The organism is Anaerovibrio sp. RM50 (assembly GCF_000622005.1).
In the GTDB taxonomy this organism is placed as follows: Bacteria; Bacillota; Negativicutes; order Selenomonadales; family Selenomonadaceae; genus Anaerovibrio.
In genome coordinates this window covers 66,871-85,703 of the sequence record NZ_JHWV01000011.1, presented here as the reverse complement: position 1 = coordinate 85,703, position 18,833 = coordinate 66,871, and the positions used below count along the sequence as shown (strand labels likewise).

The window sequence follows — 18,833 nt, the reverse complement described above, 5'->3', positions numbered from 1 at the left end:
CCCTTTATTTTTGGAGGATAGACAATTATGTTTGAAATACATGTAAGCGCCGAGTTTGAGGCGGCCCACAGAGTTGCGGGCTACAATGGAAAATGCGACAGGCTTCACGGCCACAGCTGGACCGTGGAGGCGGCTGTTACTGGCAGAAAGCTGGACAATCTCGGTATGCTGGTGGATTTTAAGGTGGTTAAGGGGAGACTCCGGGATTTGCTGGAGACCCTGGATCATCAGTATCTCAATGAGCTGCCTGCCTTCGCTGATGGCCATAATCCTACTGCTGAGCATCTGGCCCAGTACATTTATGAGGAAATGGCCAAGGCTGAGTTCTTCGATGACAACGTGAAATTAAAGCATATTCAGGTTTGGGAGTCCCCTAAATCTTCTGTAATATATTCTTTGGATTAAGGTAATTTGGAATATGAACGCGAATTTGATTGAGATATTTTCCTCAGTGCAGGGGGAGGGCCGCTATGTGGGCTGCCGTCAGCTCTTTGTGCGCTTTGAGGGGTGTAATTTAAATTGCAAATACTGTGATACGGAAAATCAGGCGGGCACCCACCCAATTTGTGGGGTGGAGACCTTCCCAGGCTCCCGTAAATTTCACGATGCCATAAATCCTTTGGAGCCTACGGAGGTGGCGGCTTATATTAACCGCTTTTTGATGGAGCTGCCACATCAGGCCATCAGCTTCACAGGGGGAGAGCCATTGCTTCACACCGCCTTCCTTAAGGAGCTTTTGCCTATGGTGAATGCAAAGGTGATGCTGGAGACAAACGGTACTCTTCCCGAAAAGCTGGAACGTATTATTGATATGGTGGATATTATCAGCATGGATATTAAGCTGCCCCAGGCTACGGGAGAGGACCATTGGGAGGACCACAGAAAATTTTTGGAGATTGCCAATTCCAAGGATGTTTATGTGAAGCTGGTGGTATCCGGTGATATTAACATGGATGATTTCCAGAAGGCCGTCGATATTGTGGCGGGGGTTGATCCTGATACTCTGCTTATTTTGCAACCCGTTACCCCACTAAATGGGGTGGAGGCAGTATTGCCTGAGCAGATGCTGGAGCTGCAGCAGCAGGCCCTGGAAAGCCTTAAGGACGTGCGTATTATACCCCAGACCCATCGCATGATGGATCAGCTGTAAGGAGGAGCAACAGGTGGAAAAGAAATCTTTTTCAAACAGAATAGCTGAGTTCTTACAGGGGGTGGCGGATCTGGTGCGCCAGGATTTTGGCTGGCTTATGCTTTTCTGGCTTTTAAGCTGCTCCACTCAGGTGATTAAGTGGGGCATGGCGGGAAAAACGGATCTGGTTATGTCCATGGCCTTTACGGGGCTGCTGGGAGCACTTTTTGTAACGTTTATTACCAAGTGGCTTTTTGTGCCCATGGCCTGTAGAGTCATTCGCGATATTTTGGTGGTCTGGCTTTTGTCTGCCTTCATCATTGAAGCCTTTGTATTGTATCAGTACGGTGCCCTCACTGGTGTAGGGACCATTAATTCCATTTTTGAGACCAATCAAGAGGAGTCGGCGGAATTTTTCAACAGCTTTGTTGGTGTGGAGGGGGGCCTTCTTGCTGTTGTACTGATTATCGCAATGTATTGTCTGGTAAGGTATAAGCCATGGCACAAGCTGGAGGCTGATGCCATGTCCCAGAAGGTTATTGCGGGCATTGTGATGGCAGTTTCCTCCTGCTATGCCATTTATATGTGCTTTGCCTATCCGGGAATTATGTTTGGGGGGGATAATCTTACCCCATTAACCAGATTTTTTGGTGCCAGCAGTACTGCATGGAGAAACCATTTGGCCTATCGGGAGCTGCAGGCCAAGCTGGATGTGGATATACACCTTACAAAGAACGAGGGTAAAATTACCAACATAGTATTTATTCTGGGTGAGTCCACCAACCGTAATCACATGCATCTTTATGGCTATGAGCTGGAAAATACCCCAAATCTTGATGATATGGCAAAACGGGGCGAGATTGTGTGCTTCAGGGATGTGGTCAGTGCCCATTCCACCACAGTGGCGTCCCTCAGCAAGATTTTTACTTACTGTGACCATGAGTCTGACAAGCCTTGGTATGAATACAATAACCTTATTGATATAATGAATGCTGCCGGCTACAAGACCCATTGGCTGTCCAATCAGGAAAGCTCCGGTATCTGGGGTAACGTGGCCCAGATTTATGCGGCTCACAGTAATGTAAGCCACTACACCCAGATTCGTGATTCAAAGGAGGATGACGGCCGGGTTGATGGGGAGCTGTTCCCACTGGTGGATAATGCCATTGGGGATATTGGAGACAGCCGGAAGAATTTCTTCGTGGTGCATCTTATGGGTGCCCATCTGGCTTATTACAACCGCTATCCTTATGAGTTCACCAAATTCACTGAGGCCAGCATCCAGTCCCCTGAGTATAACGAGGACCAGAAGCAGGTGATTTCCCAGTACGATAATGCTATTTTATATAACGACTACATCGTCAGCGGCATTATTGATAAGTTCCGTGAGACCAACTCCGATACCATTGTGATTTACCTTCCTGACCACGGTGAGGCGGTATACGATGAGGGGGGAGTCAACGGCCACATTGAGGAAAATCCAAGCCGTCACATGATAGAGGTGCCTCTTATTATGTGGGCTTCAGAAAAGTTTAAGCAGAATCACCCGGAGAAGTGGGCCCTGATTCAGGAGGCCATTAATAATCCGTACATGACTGACGATATGATTCACACCGTTTTGGATATTGCCGATATCCACACTGTTGATTTTGATCCGGCACGAAGCATAATTTCCCGCAGCTTCAACAAGCTGCGTCCAAGAATCTTTGATGACAAGGATTACGACAGGGAAATTTTGGCTATGGGAAAATAGGATAGCCAAAAATTAAGAACGGATTAAAAGATTAAACTTTAGTTAGAAATGCCCTCCATGTCTAAACAACTTGCCCTGATTAGGGTAAAATAAAGTACGGCAAGGTGTAAAAAAACAGTCATGGGAGGTGCAGTTATGGACAAGATACAACACAAGCGTGAGCAAGAACTGGCAACTGTGACTGAAATGATTGGCATATTCTGCCGTGATATTCACAAAACCGATGGGGTTCATCTCTGCCATGAGTGCCAGGATCTTCTTGATTACGTGGAAAAGAGGGTTGCGGCTTGTCCAAGAATGGAGGAGAAGACCTTCTGCAGTGCCTGCAATACCCATTGCTATGCTCCCAACCGACGGGAGCGCATCAGGATGATAATGCGCTACAGCGGTCCAAAGATGATTTTCCATTCGCCGATTCTGGCAATTAAACACAAGCTTACTGAGTGGTTTGCATTCCTTGTATTCTAGGAAAAATAGTGCAGAATATGTTTACAAACCTCCTTGGCTGTGGTAGAATATCTAAAGAATAATGAGTTGATTGTTAAAGAGTGGGTGCAAACCCGCTCTTTTGTCTTATGTTTAAGATTAAAAAATGAATATGAAAAGGGGGCACGTGTATGAGCAAACTTATAGAAGATACTGTTGAAAAAATAGTTGAAGAGCTTCTTGAGGATACCAATATTGAGCTTGTGGCGGTGGAATACGTCCGGGAAAAAGACTGGTATCTGAGAGTGTTTATTGATAAAGAAGGCGGCATCGAGCTTGATGACTGCCAGGAATTAAGCGGCCGTCTGGGTGATATCCTTGATGAAAAGGATGTTATCAAGGGGGCATATATGCTGGAGGTTTCCTCTCCGGGACTTGACCGGGAGCTGAAGAAGGAAAAGGACTTCAGACGAGAGCAGGGGAAGATGGTTGATGTTACCCTGTATGCCGCAGTGAATGGCGAAAAAGTTTTAACTGGTGTATTGAACGGCTATGATGGAGATAATGTAACCATCGACGAGCAGGTAATTCCAATGGACAATGTTGCTCAGGTTCGTTTACATATAGATTTTTAGGAGGTTTTTTAGTGGCTACCAGATTAAAGAAGAATAAGGCCGCAGCAGTTGCTGATACAGGCTTTATGGAAGCAGTTGAGGTTTTGGGAAAGGAAAAGGGAATTGCTCCTGAAATCCTGTTTGATGCAATTGACAAGGCATTGGCTTCTGCTTACAAGAAGAATTACAACAACGAGGCTAACTGCCGCGTAAGTCTTGATCGTCAGACTGGCGAATATCATGTATATGCAATTAAGGAAGTAGTGGAAGAGGTTGAAAATCCTGTTACCCAGATTTCTTTGGCCATGGCCCAGCAGAAGTCTGCTGATTATGCTGTAGGCGACACTCTGGAGGAGGAGGTTACTCCTGCCAACTTCGGACGCATTGCTGCACAGAATGCAAAGCAGGTGGTTGTACAGGCTATTCGCGAGGCTGAGAGAGGTATTATCTTCAGCGAGTATGTAAACCGCGCCAACGATATTATTACCGGTGTGGTACAGCGTGTAGAGAACAAGAATGTTTATATTGACCTTGGCAAAACTGAGGCAATCCTTGGTGCCAGCGAGCAGATTCCCCATGAGGTATATGCTCCAAATGACCGCATCAAGGCTCTTATTATAGAGGTGAAGAACACCAGCAAGGGCCCACAGGTCCTGGTGTCCCGCACTCATCCAGGACTTTTGAAGCGCCTCTTTGAGTTGGAGGTTCCGGAGATTCAGAACGGCGATGTGGAGATTAAGTCCGTTGCCCGTGAGCCGGGTATGCGTTCCAAAATCGCCGTTTACGCAGCAGATGATAACATCGATGCTGTAGGCTCCTGTGTAGGCCCTCGGGGTACCCGTGTTCAGGCCATTGTTGAGGAGCTGAGAAACGAGAAAATCGATATCGTTAAGTGGAGCGATGACCCTGTTCAGTTAATAGCCAACGCTTTGAGCCCTGCAAAGGTCGTATCCGTGGCTATCAACGAGGCGGAGAAGCTCTCCCGTGTAATTGTTCCTGATTATCAGCTGTCCCTGGCTATTGGCAAGGAGGGCCAGAATGCCCGCCTCGCAGCCAAGCTTACAGGCTGGAAGATTGATATAAAGAGTGAGTCCCAGGCTGAGGAATTCGGCTTTGATGATGAGGAGGAAACTGAGGAGCTTAACCTCGATGTTTTCGCCGATGACGAGTTCGAGGCTGAGGAAGAGTAAGAAAAGCAAGGGTGACAGATATGGCAACAGTAAAGAAGATACCAACCAGACTTTGCATAGGCTGTCAGGAGCAGCACCCCAAGAAGGAGCTGGTACGTATTGTACGCAGCCCCGAGGGGGAGTTTTCAATAGATCTTACAGGCAAGAAAGCAGGCCGTGGGGCATATATCTGCAACAACGAGGAGTGCTTCCAGAAGGCCATGAAGGAGCATCGCTTTGACCGTTCCTTCAAGTGTACAGTGGATAAAACCATTTTTGATGAGCTGAGTGAACAGCTTTTTAAATAAATTTATGGACAAGACGAAAATATTAAATCTGCTTAGTATGGCGCAGCGGGCCAATAAGGTGGTGTCCGGTGATTTCGCCGTAACCAAGGCAGTACAAGGACGAAAAGCCTTGCTGATGATTGTGGCAGAGGATGCCTCAGTGGAAACGAAGAAAAATTATCAGCACATGGCGGATGATGCAGGAATTAACGTATATTATCTATTTGACAGAGAAGAACTCGGTCATTGCATCGGAAAGGATTTCCGGGCAGTGGCTGCCATTATGGATAAGGGCTTTGCAGATGCTTTATCCAAACTCTTTGAAGACAGATAGTCATTCGGGGGTGGATTGATGAGAATACACGAATTTGCAAAAGAAATAAATACAGAAAACAAAAAGATTATAGAGATTTTAGAGCGGAATAATATCACCGGCAAGAAGCATTCCAGTTCCATCAGTGACAGCGAAAAGAAGATGGTACTTGATGCACTGAAGGGCTCCGGGGCTCCGAAAAAGAGCGAGGCACCAAAGAAGGCTGAGGCACCAAAGAAGGCCGAGGCTCCGAAGAAGCCGGAAGCTCCAAAGAAGCCACAGCAGACTGAAGCAACAAAGGCTCCAAAGCAGCCGGAGAAGAAGCATGAGGCAAAGGCTCCTGAGCAGAAGCACGAGCAGAAGACTGAACATAAGCCAGAGCATAAGGCTGAGCAGAAGCCGGAGCAGAAGAAGCCTCATGACTCCAGACATGCAGAGCAGCCAGCCAAGAAAAACAGCGGCTTCAGCGCTCCACGTCCAGTTAATAACAACGGCAGCTACAATAACCGTAATTTCGACCGCAACCGCAATAACGTGGACCGCAGAAATAACGGTGGCCAGGGCGGATTTGATCGCAACCGCAATGAAGGCGGCTTCGACCGTAACCGCAATGAGGGCGGCTTTGACAACCGTTCACAGCAGGGCAAAAAGGCTGGCGGCCATATGAGCAAGCAGATCCCTGTAATGAACGAGGGCGGCCGTAATGATCGTAATGACCGCAACAGAAATGACAGAAATAATCGTATGGAGCGTAATGACCGTATGGAGCATAATGATCATATCCGCAATGGTAAGGATCGCAACAAGAACAACAAGAATAACAACTTCAAGAATGGCGGCTTTAACAATAACAATAACCGCAATGGCAAGAATTTCCGCGGCAACAAGAACAACCGCAACAACAAGGGCCAGCAGCCGGCACCTAAGATGGAAATTGCCCGTCCTAAGAACATCAAGGTTGGCGAGACCATTGTTGTAAAGGATCTTGCCAGCAAGATCAGCTGTACTGCAGCGGATATCATCAAGAAGCTGATGCTCATGGGCGTTATGGCTACCATCAATCAGGATATTGATTTTGATACAGCTACCCTTGTAGCCGCTGAGTTTGGCGTGAATGTTGAGGAACTGCCACCGGAGGTTGATCTTACTGAGATTCCTGAGATTGAGGACGATCCAAAGAGCCTTGTGCTCCGTCCGCCAGTTGTTACTGTAATGGGTCACGTTGACCATGGTAAGACTTCCCTTTTGGATTGTATTCGCAGCTCTGCCGTTACCTCCACCGAGGCCGGCGGTATTACCCAGCACATTGGTGCATATCAGGTTATGTGCCAGGGCAAGAAGATTGTATTTCTGGATACCCCGGGCCATGAGGCATTTACTGCCATGCGTGCCCGCGGTGCACAGGTTACTGATATTGCAATTCTGGTAGTTGCAGCTGACGACGGCGTAATGCCACAGACCATTGAGGCAATCAACCACGCCAAGTCCGCTGAGGTGCCAATTATTGTTGCTATCAACAAGATTGATAAGCCAGGTGCAGACCCAATGAGGGTTAAGAACGAGCTCATGGAGCATGGCCTGGTTTCCGAGGATTACGGCGGAGATACCATTATGGTGGAGGTTTCTGCCAAGAAACGTCTGAACATTGACGAGCTGCTGGAAATGATTCTTCTGGTGGCAGAGGTTCAGGAGCTGAAGGCCAACCCTAAGCGCGATGCCCGTGGTATTATCATCGAGGCACAGCTGGACAAGGGCCGTGGTCCTGTGGCAACTGTTCTGGTTCAGAATGGTACTCTCCACATCGGTGATTCCATTATCGCCGGCACCTGCTATGGTAAGGTTCGCGCCATGGTGAATGACCGTGGTGAGAATGTGAAGAAGGCAGGTCCTTCTGTTCCTGTTGAGGTGCTTGGTTTTAATGACGTTCCATCTGCTGGTGATGAGCTGGCAGTTCTGGAGGAGAAGCTTTGTCGTACTATTGCTGAGAAGCGTATTGAGAAGCATCGTACTGAGCTTATCAGTAAGAGAAAGGTATCCCTTGATGACCTCTTCAACCAGATTCAGGAGGGTCAGCTGAAGGATCTGAACATTCTCGTTAAAGCTGACGTTCAGGGCTCCGTTGAGGCACTTAACAGCTCCCTGCTGAGCCTTAACAAGAATGATGAGGTCCGTGTAAATATTATTCATTCCGGCGTAGGTGCAGTTAATGAGTCTGATGTTATGCTGGCTTCAGCTTCCAATGCCCTCATTATTGCCTTCAATGTCCGCCCTGATGCCAATGCCCGCCGCATTGCAGAAAATGAGGATATTGATATCCGCACCTACCGCGTAATCTATGATGCACTTAACGATGTTAAGGACGCCATGTCCGGCATGCTGGCTCCTAAGTTCAAGGAAGTTGTCCAGGGCCAGGTGGAAATCCGCCAGGTAATGGTATTTAACAAGACCTTGAAGGTTGCCGGTTCTTACGTGCTTGAGGGTAAGATTACCAATAAGTCCAAGATCCGTATTGTCCGTGACAACATTGAGGTATTCGATGGTGAGCTTGAGGATTTGCGCCGCTTCAAGGATGCAGTGAAGGAAGTAGCCGCCGGCTATGAGTGCGGTATTACCATCAAGGATTACAGTGACTTCCGCGAAGGCGATATCATTGAGGCCTACACCATGGAAGAAATTGAGACCAATATCAATGATGTGAACAAGGACTAATAGGGGAGGGCAAGTTTTATATGAGCCAGCTTCGTATTGAAAAGATTCAGGAGCTCATGAAGCAGGAAATCTCCCAGATTATCCTGCAGGAGCTGAAGGATCCCCGCATCGGCTTCGTTACTGTTACCCAGGTGGAGGTGACCAGAGATCTTAGCATTGCCAAGGTCTTTGTCAGCATCATGGGCAGCGACAAGCAAATCGAGGATACATGGAATGGTTTAAACAGCTCTCTGGGCTTTATCCGCCGTGAGGTGGGTCATCGCATCAGATTGAGAGTGACTCCTGAACTGAAATTTGTTCTGGACAAATCATTGGATTACAGCGACCATATTCAGAAACTGCTCTTGCAGATTGAAAAAGAGCAGGAGCAGGGTTAATGCTATGATTATTTCTTTAAAGGAAACTGCAGACAAGCTGATGGCAGCCAACAGCCTGGTATTGACAGCCCATGTCAATCCGGATGGTGACGCCATCGGCTCCTGTCTGGGGCTTAAGTTTATGCTGGAAAAGCTGGGGAAAAAGGTAAATGTCCTCATTGATGATGATATACCGAAATTCCTCAGTGTTCTTCCGGGAATAGAGACCATAGAAAAGCCAGATAAGGAAAACTATGAAGCTGATTATCTGGTTATTTTGGATGCCAGTCTGGACAGGGTTGGCACTGTAACTGAAAAATGCAAGGCTCCAAGATTAAATATTGATCATCACCGCACCAATGACGAAAAGGCAGATTTTCTCTACCTTGACGCCAAAAGTGCAGCTGCTTGTGAGATTATTTATGAATTGGGCAAGGAAATGGGGGTGGAGTTTGATATAAACTCCGCCACACCTATTTATACGGGTTTGGCCACAGATTCCGGCTATTTCAGATATTCCAACACCACTCCCCATACCATGAGGGCGGCGGCGGAGCTTCTGGAAACTGGCATCAGGCCCGAGAAGATATCTGAGGCCATTGAGACCAAGGATTATGCCGTGGTACAGGGCATGGCAAAGGCACTTCAGACCATTGAGCTTCACGCTGATGGCAAGGTGGCAGGCCTGTTTTTGGACCATGAGCTGACAGAATCCCTTGAAACCACAGAGGGATTTATTGATCACGTAAGAGTCATTGACGGGGTTGATGTGGCAGTGCTGGTAAAGGCTGTGGAGCCGGAGGTTTGCCGTGTCAGCATGCGTTCAAAGAATACTGATGTGGCAAAAATTGCAGCAGACCTTGGGGGCGGCGGTCACATAAGGGCTGCGGGCTGTACCATTGAAAAGCCATTTGCCCAGGCCAAGGCTGTTATTTTGGACGCCATTGAGAAGTCACTGGCAGAATAAGGATTTTACATTTATGGAAGGCTTTATTAATTTCCTTAAACCACCGGGGATGACCTCCCATGATGCTGTGGGACTGGTACGTCGTGTGCTCCATGAAAAGCACGTGGGCCATGCGGGGACACTGGACCCGGGGGCAGCGGGAGTATTGCCCATAGCAGTGGGTAAGTCCGCCCGTCTAATAGAATATCTTGATAATGTAAGTAAGTCCTACAGGGCAGAAATGCTGCTGGGGGTGGAGACAGACAGCGGCGATGATACGGGGAAGGTAACGGAAAGATTGGATTCCTTTGAAATGCCGGATCTAAATCAGGTGGAGAAGGTATTTGAGGAATTTACGGGGAATATAATTCAGGTGCCCCCTGCCCATTCCGCCATAAAAATCAACGGACGCCGGGCCTGTGATCTTATCCGTCAGGGTATTCATGTGGAAATTCCATCAAGAGAGGTGGAGATTCACAGTATCCGCTTCATTGAACGGGATGAGGAAAAGAAGACCCTGCTTTTTGATGTGGACTGCTCCAAGGGTACTTATATCCGGTCTTTGTGCCAGGATATGGGCCATGCCATGGGTATTCCCTCAACAATGTCCTTTTTGGTGCGGACTGCAGTGGGAAATTTCCGCCTTTCTGATGCAGTATCTGTGGAGGAGCTGCAGGAGCTGGGGGAGAAGGCACTGCTGAATCCGGAGAAATATATTGGCCATATTCGGCGCTACAACCTTAATCCAAAGCGGCGCAAGGCCTTTTGCAACGGCCTGTCCTCCGATGACAGGGCTTTTGGGGAAACCATTGACCACCAGGATAATGTTACTTTAAGGGTCTATGCCGGGGATGAATTTTTGGGTATAGGCCATTATGATAAAAAAAATAAGACTATAGTCCCTGATAAAGTACTGGCTGAAAATGGCTGATTTTGTGGACATTTACAACTTCTGACTTTAACACCCCTATATTTTATATATTGTACTTGCATTAATACTTATGTATAATTAAAGGTAGTGTAGTATAAAGGGGTGGTGTACCATGGATAAGGACAGTAATCCAAATGCAGTGAAGCTCCGGTCAGAAATGGAGCTGAGCCAGAAGATTATTGACGCTTTATGCTACAGCTATCAAGGGGTGTATTATGTCAATCTTTCCACGGGGCAGGTGCGCAGTTATCGGATGGCCCGATTTGTTCGGGATAAGTTTGGTGACCAGTTTGCCACCGGGGATTATGAATCCCATATATATAACTTTGTTCGCAATGCGGTATATAAAGAGGATCAAAGATTTTTTGAGCCTATACTTACCATATCAAATCTAAAAAAGATTTTTACACGTCAGATGTCTTATGCCTTTGGCTATAGGACTTTTACCAATGATGAAATGCACTATGGCCAGTGCGAGGTTCTGAAGGTGCTGGATTCCAATGATGAGCTTGTTATGGCCTTTAAGAGTACTGACAAGCAGCATCAGCAGGAGGAAAAGCTCTACGAGGAAGAACAGAAAATCGTTCAGGCCATGGGAAATCAGGTAAATGAAGCGGCACGGGGGCCGTTGCTGAATATTATTCAGCAATCAAAGGATGCCCGTGAGGCAGCAAAGCGCAATGAGGACATCAGCGTATATATGGATAATATTCATCAGGATTGCGAGAGACTCCTTGGTCTCATAAATCTTATTTTCGCCAAAGAAAATACAGATAGGGAAAAGATAGAGGAAACAATTATGCAGCTTGGTTCTCTGCAGGAAAAGTGATTTTGGTTTGCCAAGTGGTTTATTGTTGAATCCAAGGACGTGATTTCTTGTTTGGAAATAAACTTAGAGAGACAAAAGAATCATACTCCCCAGCCCCATCATCAACCTGGTGCAGCCTTGTAGCCATAGGCTCTTCCACTGGCGGAACAGAGGCTTTGTCTGAAATTCTGTCCAAGCTGAAGGCTCCTTTGCCGCCGGTTATGGTGGTGCAGCATATTAGTGCGACCTTTTCCAAGCTCTTTGCCGCCCGTCTGGACAGGGAGTGCGAGCTTACTGTAAAAGAGGCTGTGGATGGGGAATATGCCAAGCCAAATACTATTTATATAGCTCCTGGTGATAAGCACATGTCCGTGACTGGTTCACCTGGTTCCATTTGTATTCATTGCAAGGCCGGAGAGCGCATTCATGGAGTACTGACCTCAGCAGATGTACTCTTTGAGTCTGTGGCCAAGGTGATTGGACCAAAAGCAGTGGGTGTTATTCTCACCGGCATGGGAGTAGATGGTGCTGCCAAGCTGTTGGAAATGCGCAAGGCTGGTGCCCGTACCCTTGGACAGGATGAGGCCTCCTGCGTTGTATATGGCATGCCAAAGGCCGCCTTTAATATGGGAGCCGTGGAAAGACAGGTCAGCCTGCAAAACATGGCCAATGAAATAACCAAATTAGTGTATTCAAACAGATAATAACGCGACTGAGAAGCTTATTAATACTTCACAGCCGCGTTTTTAATTTGTCGTTTAAATTGTCAAAAAATTTCCAATAGAGACAAGTTTAGTTCATTTTTACTGACATTTATACGATATTTTGGATTGTTTGGTATTATTATGGGCGGTAAAATAGGTATAACTTAAGAAATAATACATAATGCGAATGGAGGAGAGGGCAATGAGTGTTGCCATTACGGCGGATAAAGTGGTTAAGCGTTACGGGGATTTGACTATTATACCCCAGCTGACCCAGAATATTAAAAACGGGGAGTTCTTCACCCTGTTGGGGCCTTCTGGCTGCGGCAAGACCACGCTTTTGCGTATGATTGCAGGATTTAATAGCATTGAGGGGGGGCAGATCCGCTTCAACGAGCAGGTAATTAACGATATTCCGGCTCACAAGCGTAATATTGGTATGGTGTTCCAGAGCTATGCAATTTTCCCGCACCTCACCGTGCGTGAAAACGTTGAGTATGGCTTGAAGCTCCGTAATATGTCCAAGGAAGAGATGAAGGAAAAGGTAGACAAGATTCTCGACGTTGTACAGATTACTGAGTATCAGGACAGACTGCCGGAGCGTCTCTCAGGCGGCCAGCAGCAGCGTGTGGCACTGGCCCGTGCAATCGTTATTCATCCAAGCGTACTGCTGATGGATGAGCCGCTGTCCAATCTGGATGCCAAGCTGCGTGTGGAAATGCGCTCGGCTATCCGTGAAGTTCAGAAGCAGGTGGGTATTACCACGGTTTATGTAACCCATGACCAGGAAGAGGCCCTGGCAATTTCAGACAGAATCGCTGTTATGAAGAAGGGTGTTATTCAGCAGACCGGTACCCCACATACTATCTATACCCGTCCATACAATGTGTTTGTAGCAACCTTCATCGGTCATTCCAATCTCTTTAAGGGGCGCATTGAGGAAGCCAACGGCGGCAAAGCAGTAGTCTTTGCTGATGGCTTTGTTCTTCCAATGACTACCCTTGGGGAAGAGGCAAAAATCGGTGACGATGTGACCATTGCAGTTCGTCCGGAGGAATTCTCCATCTGCGGTGAAGGTCAGGGCGTAAAATGTACCATTAAAACCAAGGTATTCCTTGGCAAGTACATTACCTACGGCCTTGATTTCCCAGAGGATATGCTGGTTCCAAACCAGCCGGCCATTGAGTTCAGCCAGGATCTGGGACATGCAGAAAAGGTTCTGGAAATCGGAGATACGGTTTATCTGAAGCCAAATGCTGCAAAGATCAACGTATTCCGTGCAGATGGCAGCAAGAGCCTGATGGAAGGTGTGGTGGAAAATGAATAAGAAATTCCAATGGGACTTCTGGGCTTGGATAACCGTACTTTCCATTGTTGTCTTCGGACTGTTTCTGATTTATCCTTTGTTCTCCCTGTTTATCAGTGCATTTGAGGATGCAAGCACCGGGGCCTTCACAATGGAGAACTTTACCCACTTCTTTGACAGGAAGTATTACTATCAGTCCATGATCAACAGCTTCAGCGTTACCACCTGTGTAACGGTGCTGGCAGTAATCGTGGGCACAGCTTTGGCCTATTTTATGACTCTTTTCAAAGTCAAGGGGAAGGGGATTGTGGAAATCTGCATAATCATTTCACTCCTTTCACCACCATTTATCGGTGCTTACTCCTGGATTTTGATTGGCGGCCGTAGCGGTATTCTTACCCAGTGGCTGGCGGGGATGGGCATAGAGTTCCCATCTATCTACGGTTTTGCGGGGATACTGCTGGTTCTGACCCTGAAGCTTTATCCTTTCATATATCTCTATGTGGCAGGAGCCATGAAGAATATCGACTCTGCATTGATTGAGGCAGCAGAAAGCCTCGGCTGCAGCGGTATCAAAAAGGTTGTTACCATTATGTTGCCGCTGATTACACCTACTATCCTTGCAGGTGCCCTGATGGTATTTATGAATGCCATGGCAGACTTCGGTACTCCAATGCTGATTGGCGAAGGCTTCAACGTAATGCCGGTTATGATTTACTCCGAGTTCATCAATGAGGTAGGCGACCAGGCCAACTTTGCAGCAGCTATGGCGGCTATTATGGTATTGATTACCTCCACCATATTCATGCTTCAGAAATACGTGGTCAACAAGAAATCCTTCACCATGAGTTCCCTGCGGCCTCTGCCGGTAGGGGAGATGAAGGGCATCAAGAACGTAGTTATGCATGTTTGCATCTATTTGTTGGTGGCTTTGTCCATGATTCCTCAGTTGGTGGTTATTTACACTTCCTTCCTCAAGACCAATGGTTCCATTTTCGTGGATGGCTATTCTCTTGACAGCTACCGCACGATCTTTGACTCCCTGGGAACTGCTATCAGCAACACCTACTTATACAGTACCGCGGCTATGGCTATGATCGTGTTCCTTGGTATGACGGTGGCTTATCTTACCACCCGCAAAAAGAGCTGGCTCACGGATATCATTGATACCCTAACCATGTTCCCTTATATCATTCCAGGCTCAGTTCTTGGTATTACCCTGCTGCTGGCCTTTAATGATGATCCAATGGTTCTGTCCGGTACGGCGATTATAATCATCATTTCACTGGTTATCCGCCGTCTGCCATACACACTGCGTTCAAGCTCGGCTATTCTCTATCAGTTGAGCCCAAGTCTGGAGGAGGCTTCCATAAGTCTGGGTGCTTCACCGCTAAAGACCTTCTTCAAGGTTACGGCTGTTATGATGCTGCCAGGCGTAATGAGTGGAGCCATCATCTCCTGGATTACGGCCATCAACGAATTGAGTTCCTCAGTTATCCTCTTTACTGGAGCCACTAAAACCATGTCGGTTGCAATTTACACCGAGGTTATCCGCGCCAGCTACGGCACGGCAGCGGCTCTGTCCACTATTCTTACGATAACGACCATCGCGGCTATGGTTATCTTCTTCAAGGTATCCGGACGTCGGGATGTAACGTTATAAACGCTTTAGGCGTTATAGTACTATAACTTATTTTAAGGAGGTTTCATTATGAAGCTGAAAAAACTTATTGCCGGACTTTTAGGTGCGGCAATGCTCACCGTCGGTCTCGCTGGTTGCGGCGGTGGGGACAACAAGGAAGCGGCAAAGCCTGCAGGCAATGACGAGAACAAGGTAGTTATCTACTGTCCTCATCCGCTGGCCTTTATCAACCCATTGGTTGAAGAGTTTGAGAAGCAGAGCGGTGTAAAGGTAGAAGTAGTGGCCGCTGGTACGGGTGAGCTTTTGAAACGTGTGGAATCTGAAAAAGCCAACCCATTGGCCGATATCTTCTGGGGCGGTTCTTTGGGAACCATGAAGCCTAAGGCAGCTCTCTTCGAGGAATACCGTTCCGTTAATGAAGACCATATCCAGAAGGACTTCAAGAACGTGGAAGGTTCCATCACCCGTTTCACTGATATCCCTAGCGTTATCATGATCAACACTAACCTTATCGGCGATGTAAAGGTTGAAGGCTATGAGGATCTGCTGAATCCTGCTCTGAAGGGCAAGATCGCTTTTGCAGACCCATCCAAATCTTCTTCTTCCTATGAACATCTGATTAACATGCTCTATGCTATGGGCAAGGGCGACCCTGACAAGGGTTGGGATTATGTGACCAGTCTGGCCAAGAATCTGGATGGCAAGCTGCTGTCCGGTTCCTCCGCTGTATACAAAGGCGTTGCTGATGGTGAGTATGCTGTAGGTCTTACCTTCGAGGAAGGCGGCGCAAAGTACGTTGCTGACGGCGCACCTGTTAAGCTGGTTTACATGAAGGAAGGCGTAATTTCCAAGCCAGATGGTATCTATATCATCAAGAATGCTAAGCACATGGAAAATGCCAAGAAGTTCATCGACTTCATCACCAGCAAGGAAGCTCAGACCCTTATTACCCAGAAGCTCCATCGCCGCAGTGTACGCGATGATGTAGACCCACCTGTAGGTTTGATTCCTAAGTCTGAGATTAATTCCATCAATGACAATGAGGAAGTAGTAAACAAGAACAAGAAGGCATGGCTGGATAAGTTTAAGGATATCTTCACCAGCGTGCAGTAATATTTGACCCAGTGAACTAATATAGCGTGGAAAGTCATAAACTGGCTTTTCACGCTATTTCTTTTGCTCTCTTAAACTGCTCTTCCTATGGGTATTATCTTTATAAAAGATTGTTTTTCCGTTATAATGGAGAAGTAATAATTAACGAAAGGAGCTGCCCCCATGCATCGTTATTTTGAATCCCGTTTGCAGCGGGCCCTGGCTTGGTATGCCTTGGTTCCCGTGCTGATAATGGCTCTGCTGGGAGGATTTTTAATGCTGGGCAGCTGGCAGTATGCAGTTACCCGGGTGAATCATGAGGCCCTGGAGCTGGCGGCAGATGTGCTGTCCAATATAAGCCGGGAATTTATGCAGCGTACTGAGGAGGAGACAGAATTTCTGGGGAAGGTGCCAGATATTTCCCTTTGGGGCAGTGACAAAGCCCTTAGGGCGGAGGCTTTTGCCCGGCTCCATCACGATATTGGCCATCGTGGGGTGGAGTTTTATTTGCTTGATACCCGGGGGAAAGTTATTTTGGGCAGCAATGATACCCTGCCATGGGATTTACAGCCAGTGGAGCATAATTGGGGTATATGGTCAAGGTTTTATGAGCATCCTGAAATGCCCCAGCAGGAATTTTTGCCCCGGTCTGGTGGACAGGATTTAATTTGTGGCCAGGCTGTTTCCATTGATGGACAGGTAGCGGGCTTCCTTATTTATGTTTTGCCTTCTGCTTATTTGCAGCAGCTGGCGGGGGATGGCCGCACAGGGATTGTTTTGGCGGATAAGCTGGACAATGCCCGACTGATTAAGTATGCCCCAGGGGTAGTGGACTACCGCAAGGTGCGGTGGGAGTTTGCCAATGACAAAAACGGTCTGGTGTCGGCAGGCAACAGCATTTATTACGTTACCCAGCAGGATATAGATTTTGGTGGTGAAACCTATCGGCTCAGGGCCGTGTCGGAGGTTTCTGATTTACTTATGCGATATGCCATTGGTGTTGGGGCGATTATACTGGCCATACTGCTTATGGTACCTCTTATTTTGCGCAGCATTGCCCGTGAAACCAAGCTCACAACCCAGGCAGTGGATGATTTGACTGTTATTGCAGAGCTGCGGGAGCTGGAATCCCAGTTCAACCCGCATTTTCTCTTTAATACTTTGGAAAATATTAAATTTATGGTGCGTCTGGATCCCGGGGCAGCCACGGAAATGATTATGGCCCTGTCAGCTTTGCTCCGTTACAGTATTACCAGTGGCGGGCGTCAGGTGGAGCTGCGGGAGGATATAAAGTATCTGGACAGCTATATGAAAATTCAGCAGTACCGCTTTGGCAGCCGTCTGGAATTTAACGACCATATTGAGCCGTCAGCCCGCACAGCCACCATACCAAAGCTGCTCTTTCAGCCCCTGTTGGAAAATGCCATTAAGTATGGTGAAGATGAAAACGGCAAACTTAGGATAGACTATAAGGTGCAGATTAGGGACGGGCAGCTGCATGTTTTGGTGAAGGATGGGGGCCGGGGTATTGACGAGGATAAACTGGCCCAGCTGCGGAAGCTTTTGGCAAGCAGTGAAAATGATACGGGACACTGGGGCCTATATAATGTGCAGCGGCGTCTGCAGCTGCTCTATGGCACTGCATATGGCCTGACATTGAGCTGTCCACCGGAAGGCGGCACGGAAATAAGTCTGTGCTTGCCTCTGACGAAGAAGGAGCAAAAAGATGCTTAATTTGGTTATTGTGGAAGATGAAGAAATAATCCGCCGTGGGCTGGTTTGTACCATTGACTGGCTGAAAATGGGAGCCAAGGTGGTGGGAGAGGCCGCCAATGGCAAGGAGGCCCTGGAGGTCATTGAGGCTACCAGGCCAGATGTGGTACTGACGGATATAAAGATGCCGGTGATGGATGGCATTGCCATGACGGAGGCACTAAAGGAAGCGGATAATCCAGTTAAAATAATTTATCTTACCAGTTATGCGGATTTTTCCTATGCCCAGCGGGCACTGCAGCTGGACGTTTGCGATTACCTGCTTAAGCCCGTGAATGAGGAGGAATTGACCAAGGCCCTGGCCAAGATCGAAGGCCATCGGGAAGAGAAGGAGCAGGAGGAATTGTCCTGGGATGAGGGCTTGAGGACGGCTTATCACACCGGCAATCCTTATGTGCAGGCTGTGCTGAAGCGCATTGAAAGCGGCTTTAAGGAGCGGCTCAGCGGTGAGACCATTGCCGAAGAGCTGGGAGTTTCCTCCAGCTATCTATCCAGAAAACTGAAGGAGGAAACAGGGCACAGCTTTGGAGGCCTACTGACCCAGTACCGCCTTAAGCAGGCCATTGAAATGCTCCAGGACGGGACCTGGAGGGTCTATGAGGTGGCAGAGCAGACGGGCTTTGGGGACTACAAGAATTTCACCCAGGCCTTTAAGAAGTATCTTCATACCACACCAAAGGCCTTTATGCAGGAAATAACCGTGGGCATCAAATTGTAAGCATAAATTGCAAGCATTAAACTGTTTGCATTAAACTATAACGAGCTTTAAGATGTCCCCTTCCTCTTTAGGTGGGGGAAAACAAACTACAACAGCTGGTGAGAATATCTCCCAGCTCGTTGCGACACGAACGAAGTGAGTTAGTCCTTTAGGGAAA

19 protein-coding genes are annotated in these 18,833 nt (G+C 47.6%); all 19 read left to right on the top strand.

Annotated elements, in window-relative coordinates:
• Positions 1–27 precede the first annotated feature (27 nt).
• The 19 genes from queD (at position 28) to T525_RS0107035 (ending at position 18,676) form a co-directional block, all read left to right on the top strand.
• Entirely contained in the window at positions 28–405 is a 378-nt protein-coding gene (gene queD, locus T525_RS0107125; protein WP_027406645.1) for a 6-carboxytetrahydropterin synthase QueD, read from the top strand.
• Between the two features lie 13 nt (positions 406–418).
• On the top strand, positions 419–1,150 hold the full coding sequence (locus T525_RS0107120; protein WP_027406644.1) for a 7-carboxy-7-deazaguanine synthase QueE: 732 nt from the start codon (positions 419–421) through the stop codon (positions 1,148–1,150).
• 13 nt (positions 1,151–1,163) lie between these two features.
• The gene (locus T525_RS0107115) at positions 1,164–2,882 is read left to right on the top strand and encodes a phosphoethanolamine transferase (protein ID WP_037325419.1); all 1,719 of its coding nucleotides are present in this window, start codon (positions 1,164–1,166) and stop codon (positions 2,880–2,882) included.
• A 135-nt stretch (positions 2,883–3,017) separates the two neighbouring features.
• A complete protein-coding gene (locus T525_RS0107110; protein WP_027406642.1) occupies positions 3,018–3,350 on the top strand; it encodes a nitrous oxide-stimulated promoter family protein in 333 nt (110 codons plus the stop codon).
• A 149-nt stretch (positions 3,351–3,499) separates the two neighbouring features.
• Positions 3,500–3,943 (top strand): ribosome maturation factor RimP, encoded by a 444-nt coding sequence (rimP, locus tag T525_RS0107105; protein ID WP_027406641.1) that lies wholly within the window; start codon positions 3,500–3,502, stop codon positions 3,941–3,943.
• A gap of 65 nt (positions 3,944–4,008) precedes the next feature.
• Entirely contained in the window at positions 4,009–5,112 is a 1,104-nt protein-coding gene (nusA, locus tag T525_RS0107100; RefSeq protein WP_027406640.1) for a transcription termination factor NusA, read from the top strand.
• Positions 5,113–5,132: 20 nt separating this feature from the next.
• The gene (gene rnpM, locus T525_RS0107095; protein WP_027406639.1) at positions 5,133–5,399 is read left to right on the top strand and encodes an RNase P modulator RnpM; all 267 of its coding nucleotides are present in this window, start codon (positions 5,133–5,135) and stop codon (positions 5,397–5,399) included.
• Entirely contained in the window at positions 5,380–5,712 is a 333-nt protein-coding gene (locus T525_RS0107090) for a ribosomal L7Ae/L30e/S12e/Gadd45 family protein (protein WP_232219197.1), read from the top strand. Before rnpM ends, T525_RS0107090 begins: the two co-directional genes overlap by 20 nt.
• An 18-nt stretch (positions 5,713–5,730) precedes the next feature.
• Positions 5,731–8,400, top strand: coding sequence for a translation initiation factor IF-2 (gene infB, locus T525_RS14585; RefSeq protein ID WP_037325415.1), 2,670 nt, complete (start codon positions 5,731–5,733; stop codon positions 8,398–8,400).
• Positions 8,401–8,420: 20 nt separating this feature from the next.
• Positions 8,421–8,777: a 30S ribosome-binding factor RbfA gene (gene rbfA, locus T525_RS0107080; protein WP_027406637.1), complete on the top strand. Its 357-nt coding sequence runs from the start codon at positions 8,421–8,423 to the stop codon at positions 8,775–8,777.
• A gap of 4 nt (positions 8,778–8,781) precedes the next feature.
• Positions 8,782–9,723: a bifunctional oligoribonuclease/PAP phosphatase NrnA gene (locus tag T525_RS0107075; protein ID WP_027406636.1), complete on the top strand. Its 942-nt coding sequence runs from the start codon at positions 8,782–8,784 to the stop codon at positions 9,721–9,723.
• Positions 9,724–9,736: 13 nt separating this feature from the next.
• On the top strand, positions 9,737–10,633 hold the full coding sequence (gene truB, locus T525_RS0107070) for a tRNA pseudouridine(55) synthase TruB (protein ID WP_027406635.1): 897 nt from the start codon (positions 9,737–9,739) through the stop codon (positions 10,631–10,633).
• 112 nt (positions 10,634–10,745) lie between these two features.
• On the top strand, positions 10,746–11,462 hold the full coding sequence (locus tag T525_RS0107065) for a hypothetical protein (RefSeq protein WP_027406634.1): 717 nt from the start codon (positions 10,746–10,748) through the stop codon (positions 11,460–11,462).
• Positions 11,463–11,509: 47 nt separating this feature from the next.
• Positions 11,510–12,145, top strand: coding sequence for a CheB methylesterase domain-containing protein (locus T525_RS14580; RefSeq protein WP_051533468.1), 636 nt, complete (start codon positions 11,510–11,512; stop codon positions 12,143–12,145).
• A gap of 202 nt (positions 12,146–12,347) precedes the next feature.
• Positions 12,348–13,472 (top strand): ABC transporter ATP-binding protein, encoded by a 1,125-nt coding sequence (locus T525_RS0107055; RefSeq protein ID WP_027406633.1) that lies wholly within the window; start codon positions 12,348–12,350, stop codon positions 13,470–13,472.
• A complete protein-coding gene (locus T525_RS0107050; protein WP_027406632.1) occupies positions 13,465–15,114 on the top strand; it encodes an iron ABC transporter permease in 1,650 nt (549 codons plus the stop codon). Before T525_RS0107055 ends, T525_RS0107050 begins: the two co-directional genes overlap by 8 nt.
• A gap of 48 nt (positions 15,115–15,162) precedes the next feature.
• Positions 15,163–16,206, top strand: coding sequence for an ABC transporter substrate-binding protein (locus T525_RS0107045; protein WP_027406631.1), 1,044 nt, complete (start codon positions 15,163–15,165; stop codon positions 16,204–16,206).
• 162 nt (positions 16,207–16,368) lie between these two features.
• Positions 16,369–17,919, top strand: a complete 1,551-nt coding sequence (locus T525_RS0107040) for a sensor histidine kinase (protein ID WP_027406630.1) — start codon at positions 16,369–16,371, stop codon at positions 17,917–17,919.
• Positions 17,912–18,676: a response regulator gene (locus T525_RS0107035; RefSeq protein ID WP_027406629.1), complete on the top strand. Its 765-nt coding sequence runs from the start codon at positions 17,912–17,914 to the stop codon at positions 18,674–18,676. The genes T525_RS0107040 and T525_RS0107035 overlap by 8 nt, the downstream gene beginning before the upstream one ends.
• Positions 18,677–18,833 lie beyond the last annotated feature (157 nt).

Bases quoted from the DNA above. Each gene is read 5' to 3' on its own strand.
- queD (WP_027406645.1), top strand. From the start codon at position 28: ATGTTTGAAATACATGTAAGCGCCGAGTTTGAGGCGGCCCACAGAGTT.
- T525_RS0107120 (WP_027406644.1), top strand. From the start codon at position 419: ATGAACGCGAATTTGATTGAGATATTTTCCTCAGTGCAGGGGGAGGGC.
- T525_RS0107110 (WP_027406642.1), top strand. From the start codon at position 3,018: ATGGACAAGATACAACACAAGCGTGAGCAAGAACTGGCAACTGTGACT.
- rimP (WP_027406641.1), top strand. From the start codon at position 3,500: ATGAGCAAACTTATAGAAGATACTGTTGAAAAAATAGTTGAAGAGCTT.
- nusA (WP_027406640.1), top strand. From the start codon at position 4,009: ATGGAAGCAGTTGAGGTTTTGGGAAAGGAAAAGGGAATTGCTCCTGAA.
- rnpM (WP_027406639.1), top strand. From the start codon at position 5,133: ATGGCAACAGTAAAGAAGATACCAACCAGACTTTGCATAGGCTGTCAG.
- infB (WP_037325415.1), top strand. From the start codon at position 5,731: ATGAGAATACACGAATTTGCAAAAGAAATAAATACAGAAAACAAAAAG.
- rbfA (WP_027406637.1), top strand. From the start codon at position 8,421: ATGAGCCAGCTTCGTATTGAAAAGATTCAGGAGCTCATGAAGCAGGAA.
- T525_RS0107075 (WP_027406636.1), top strand. From the start codon at position 8,782: ATGATTATTTCTTTAAAGGAAACTGCAGACAAGCTGATGGCAGCCAAC.
- truB (WP_027406635.1), top strand. From the start codon at position 9,737: ATGGAAGGCTTTATTAATTTCCTTAAACCACCGGGGATGACCTCCCAT.
- T525_RS0107065 (WP_027406634.1), top strand. From the start codon at position 10,746: ATGGATAAGGACAGTAATCCAAATGCAGTGAAGCTCCGGTCAGAAATG.
- T525_RS0107055 (WP_027406633.1), top strand. From the start codon at position 12,348: ATGAGTGTTGCCATTACGGCGGATAAAGTGGTTAAGCGTTACGGGGAT.
- T525_RS0107050 (WP_027406632.1), top strand. From the start codon at position 13,465: ATGAATAAGAAATTCCAATGGGACTTCTGGGCTTGGATAACCGTACTT.
- T525_RS0107045 (WP_027406631.1), top strand. From the start codon at position 15,163: ATGAAGCTGAAAAAACTTATTGCCGGACTTTTAGGTGCGGCAATGCTC.
- T525_RS0107040 (WP_027406630.1), top strand. From the start codon at position 16,369: ATGCATCGTTATTTTGAATCCCGTTTGCAGCGGGCCCTGGCTTGGTAT.
- T525_RS0107035 (WP_027406629.1), top strand. From the start codon at position 17,912: ATGCTTAATTTGGTTATTGTGGAAGATGAAGAAATAATCCGCCGTGGG.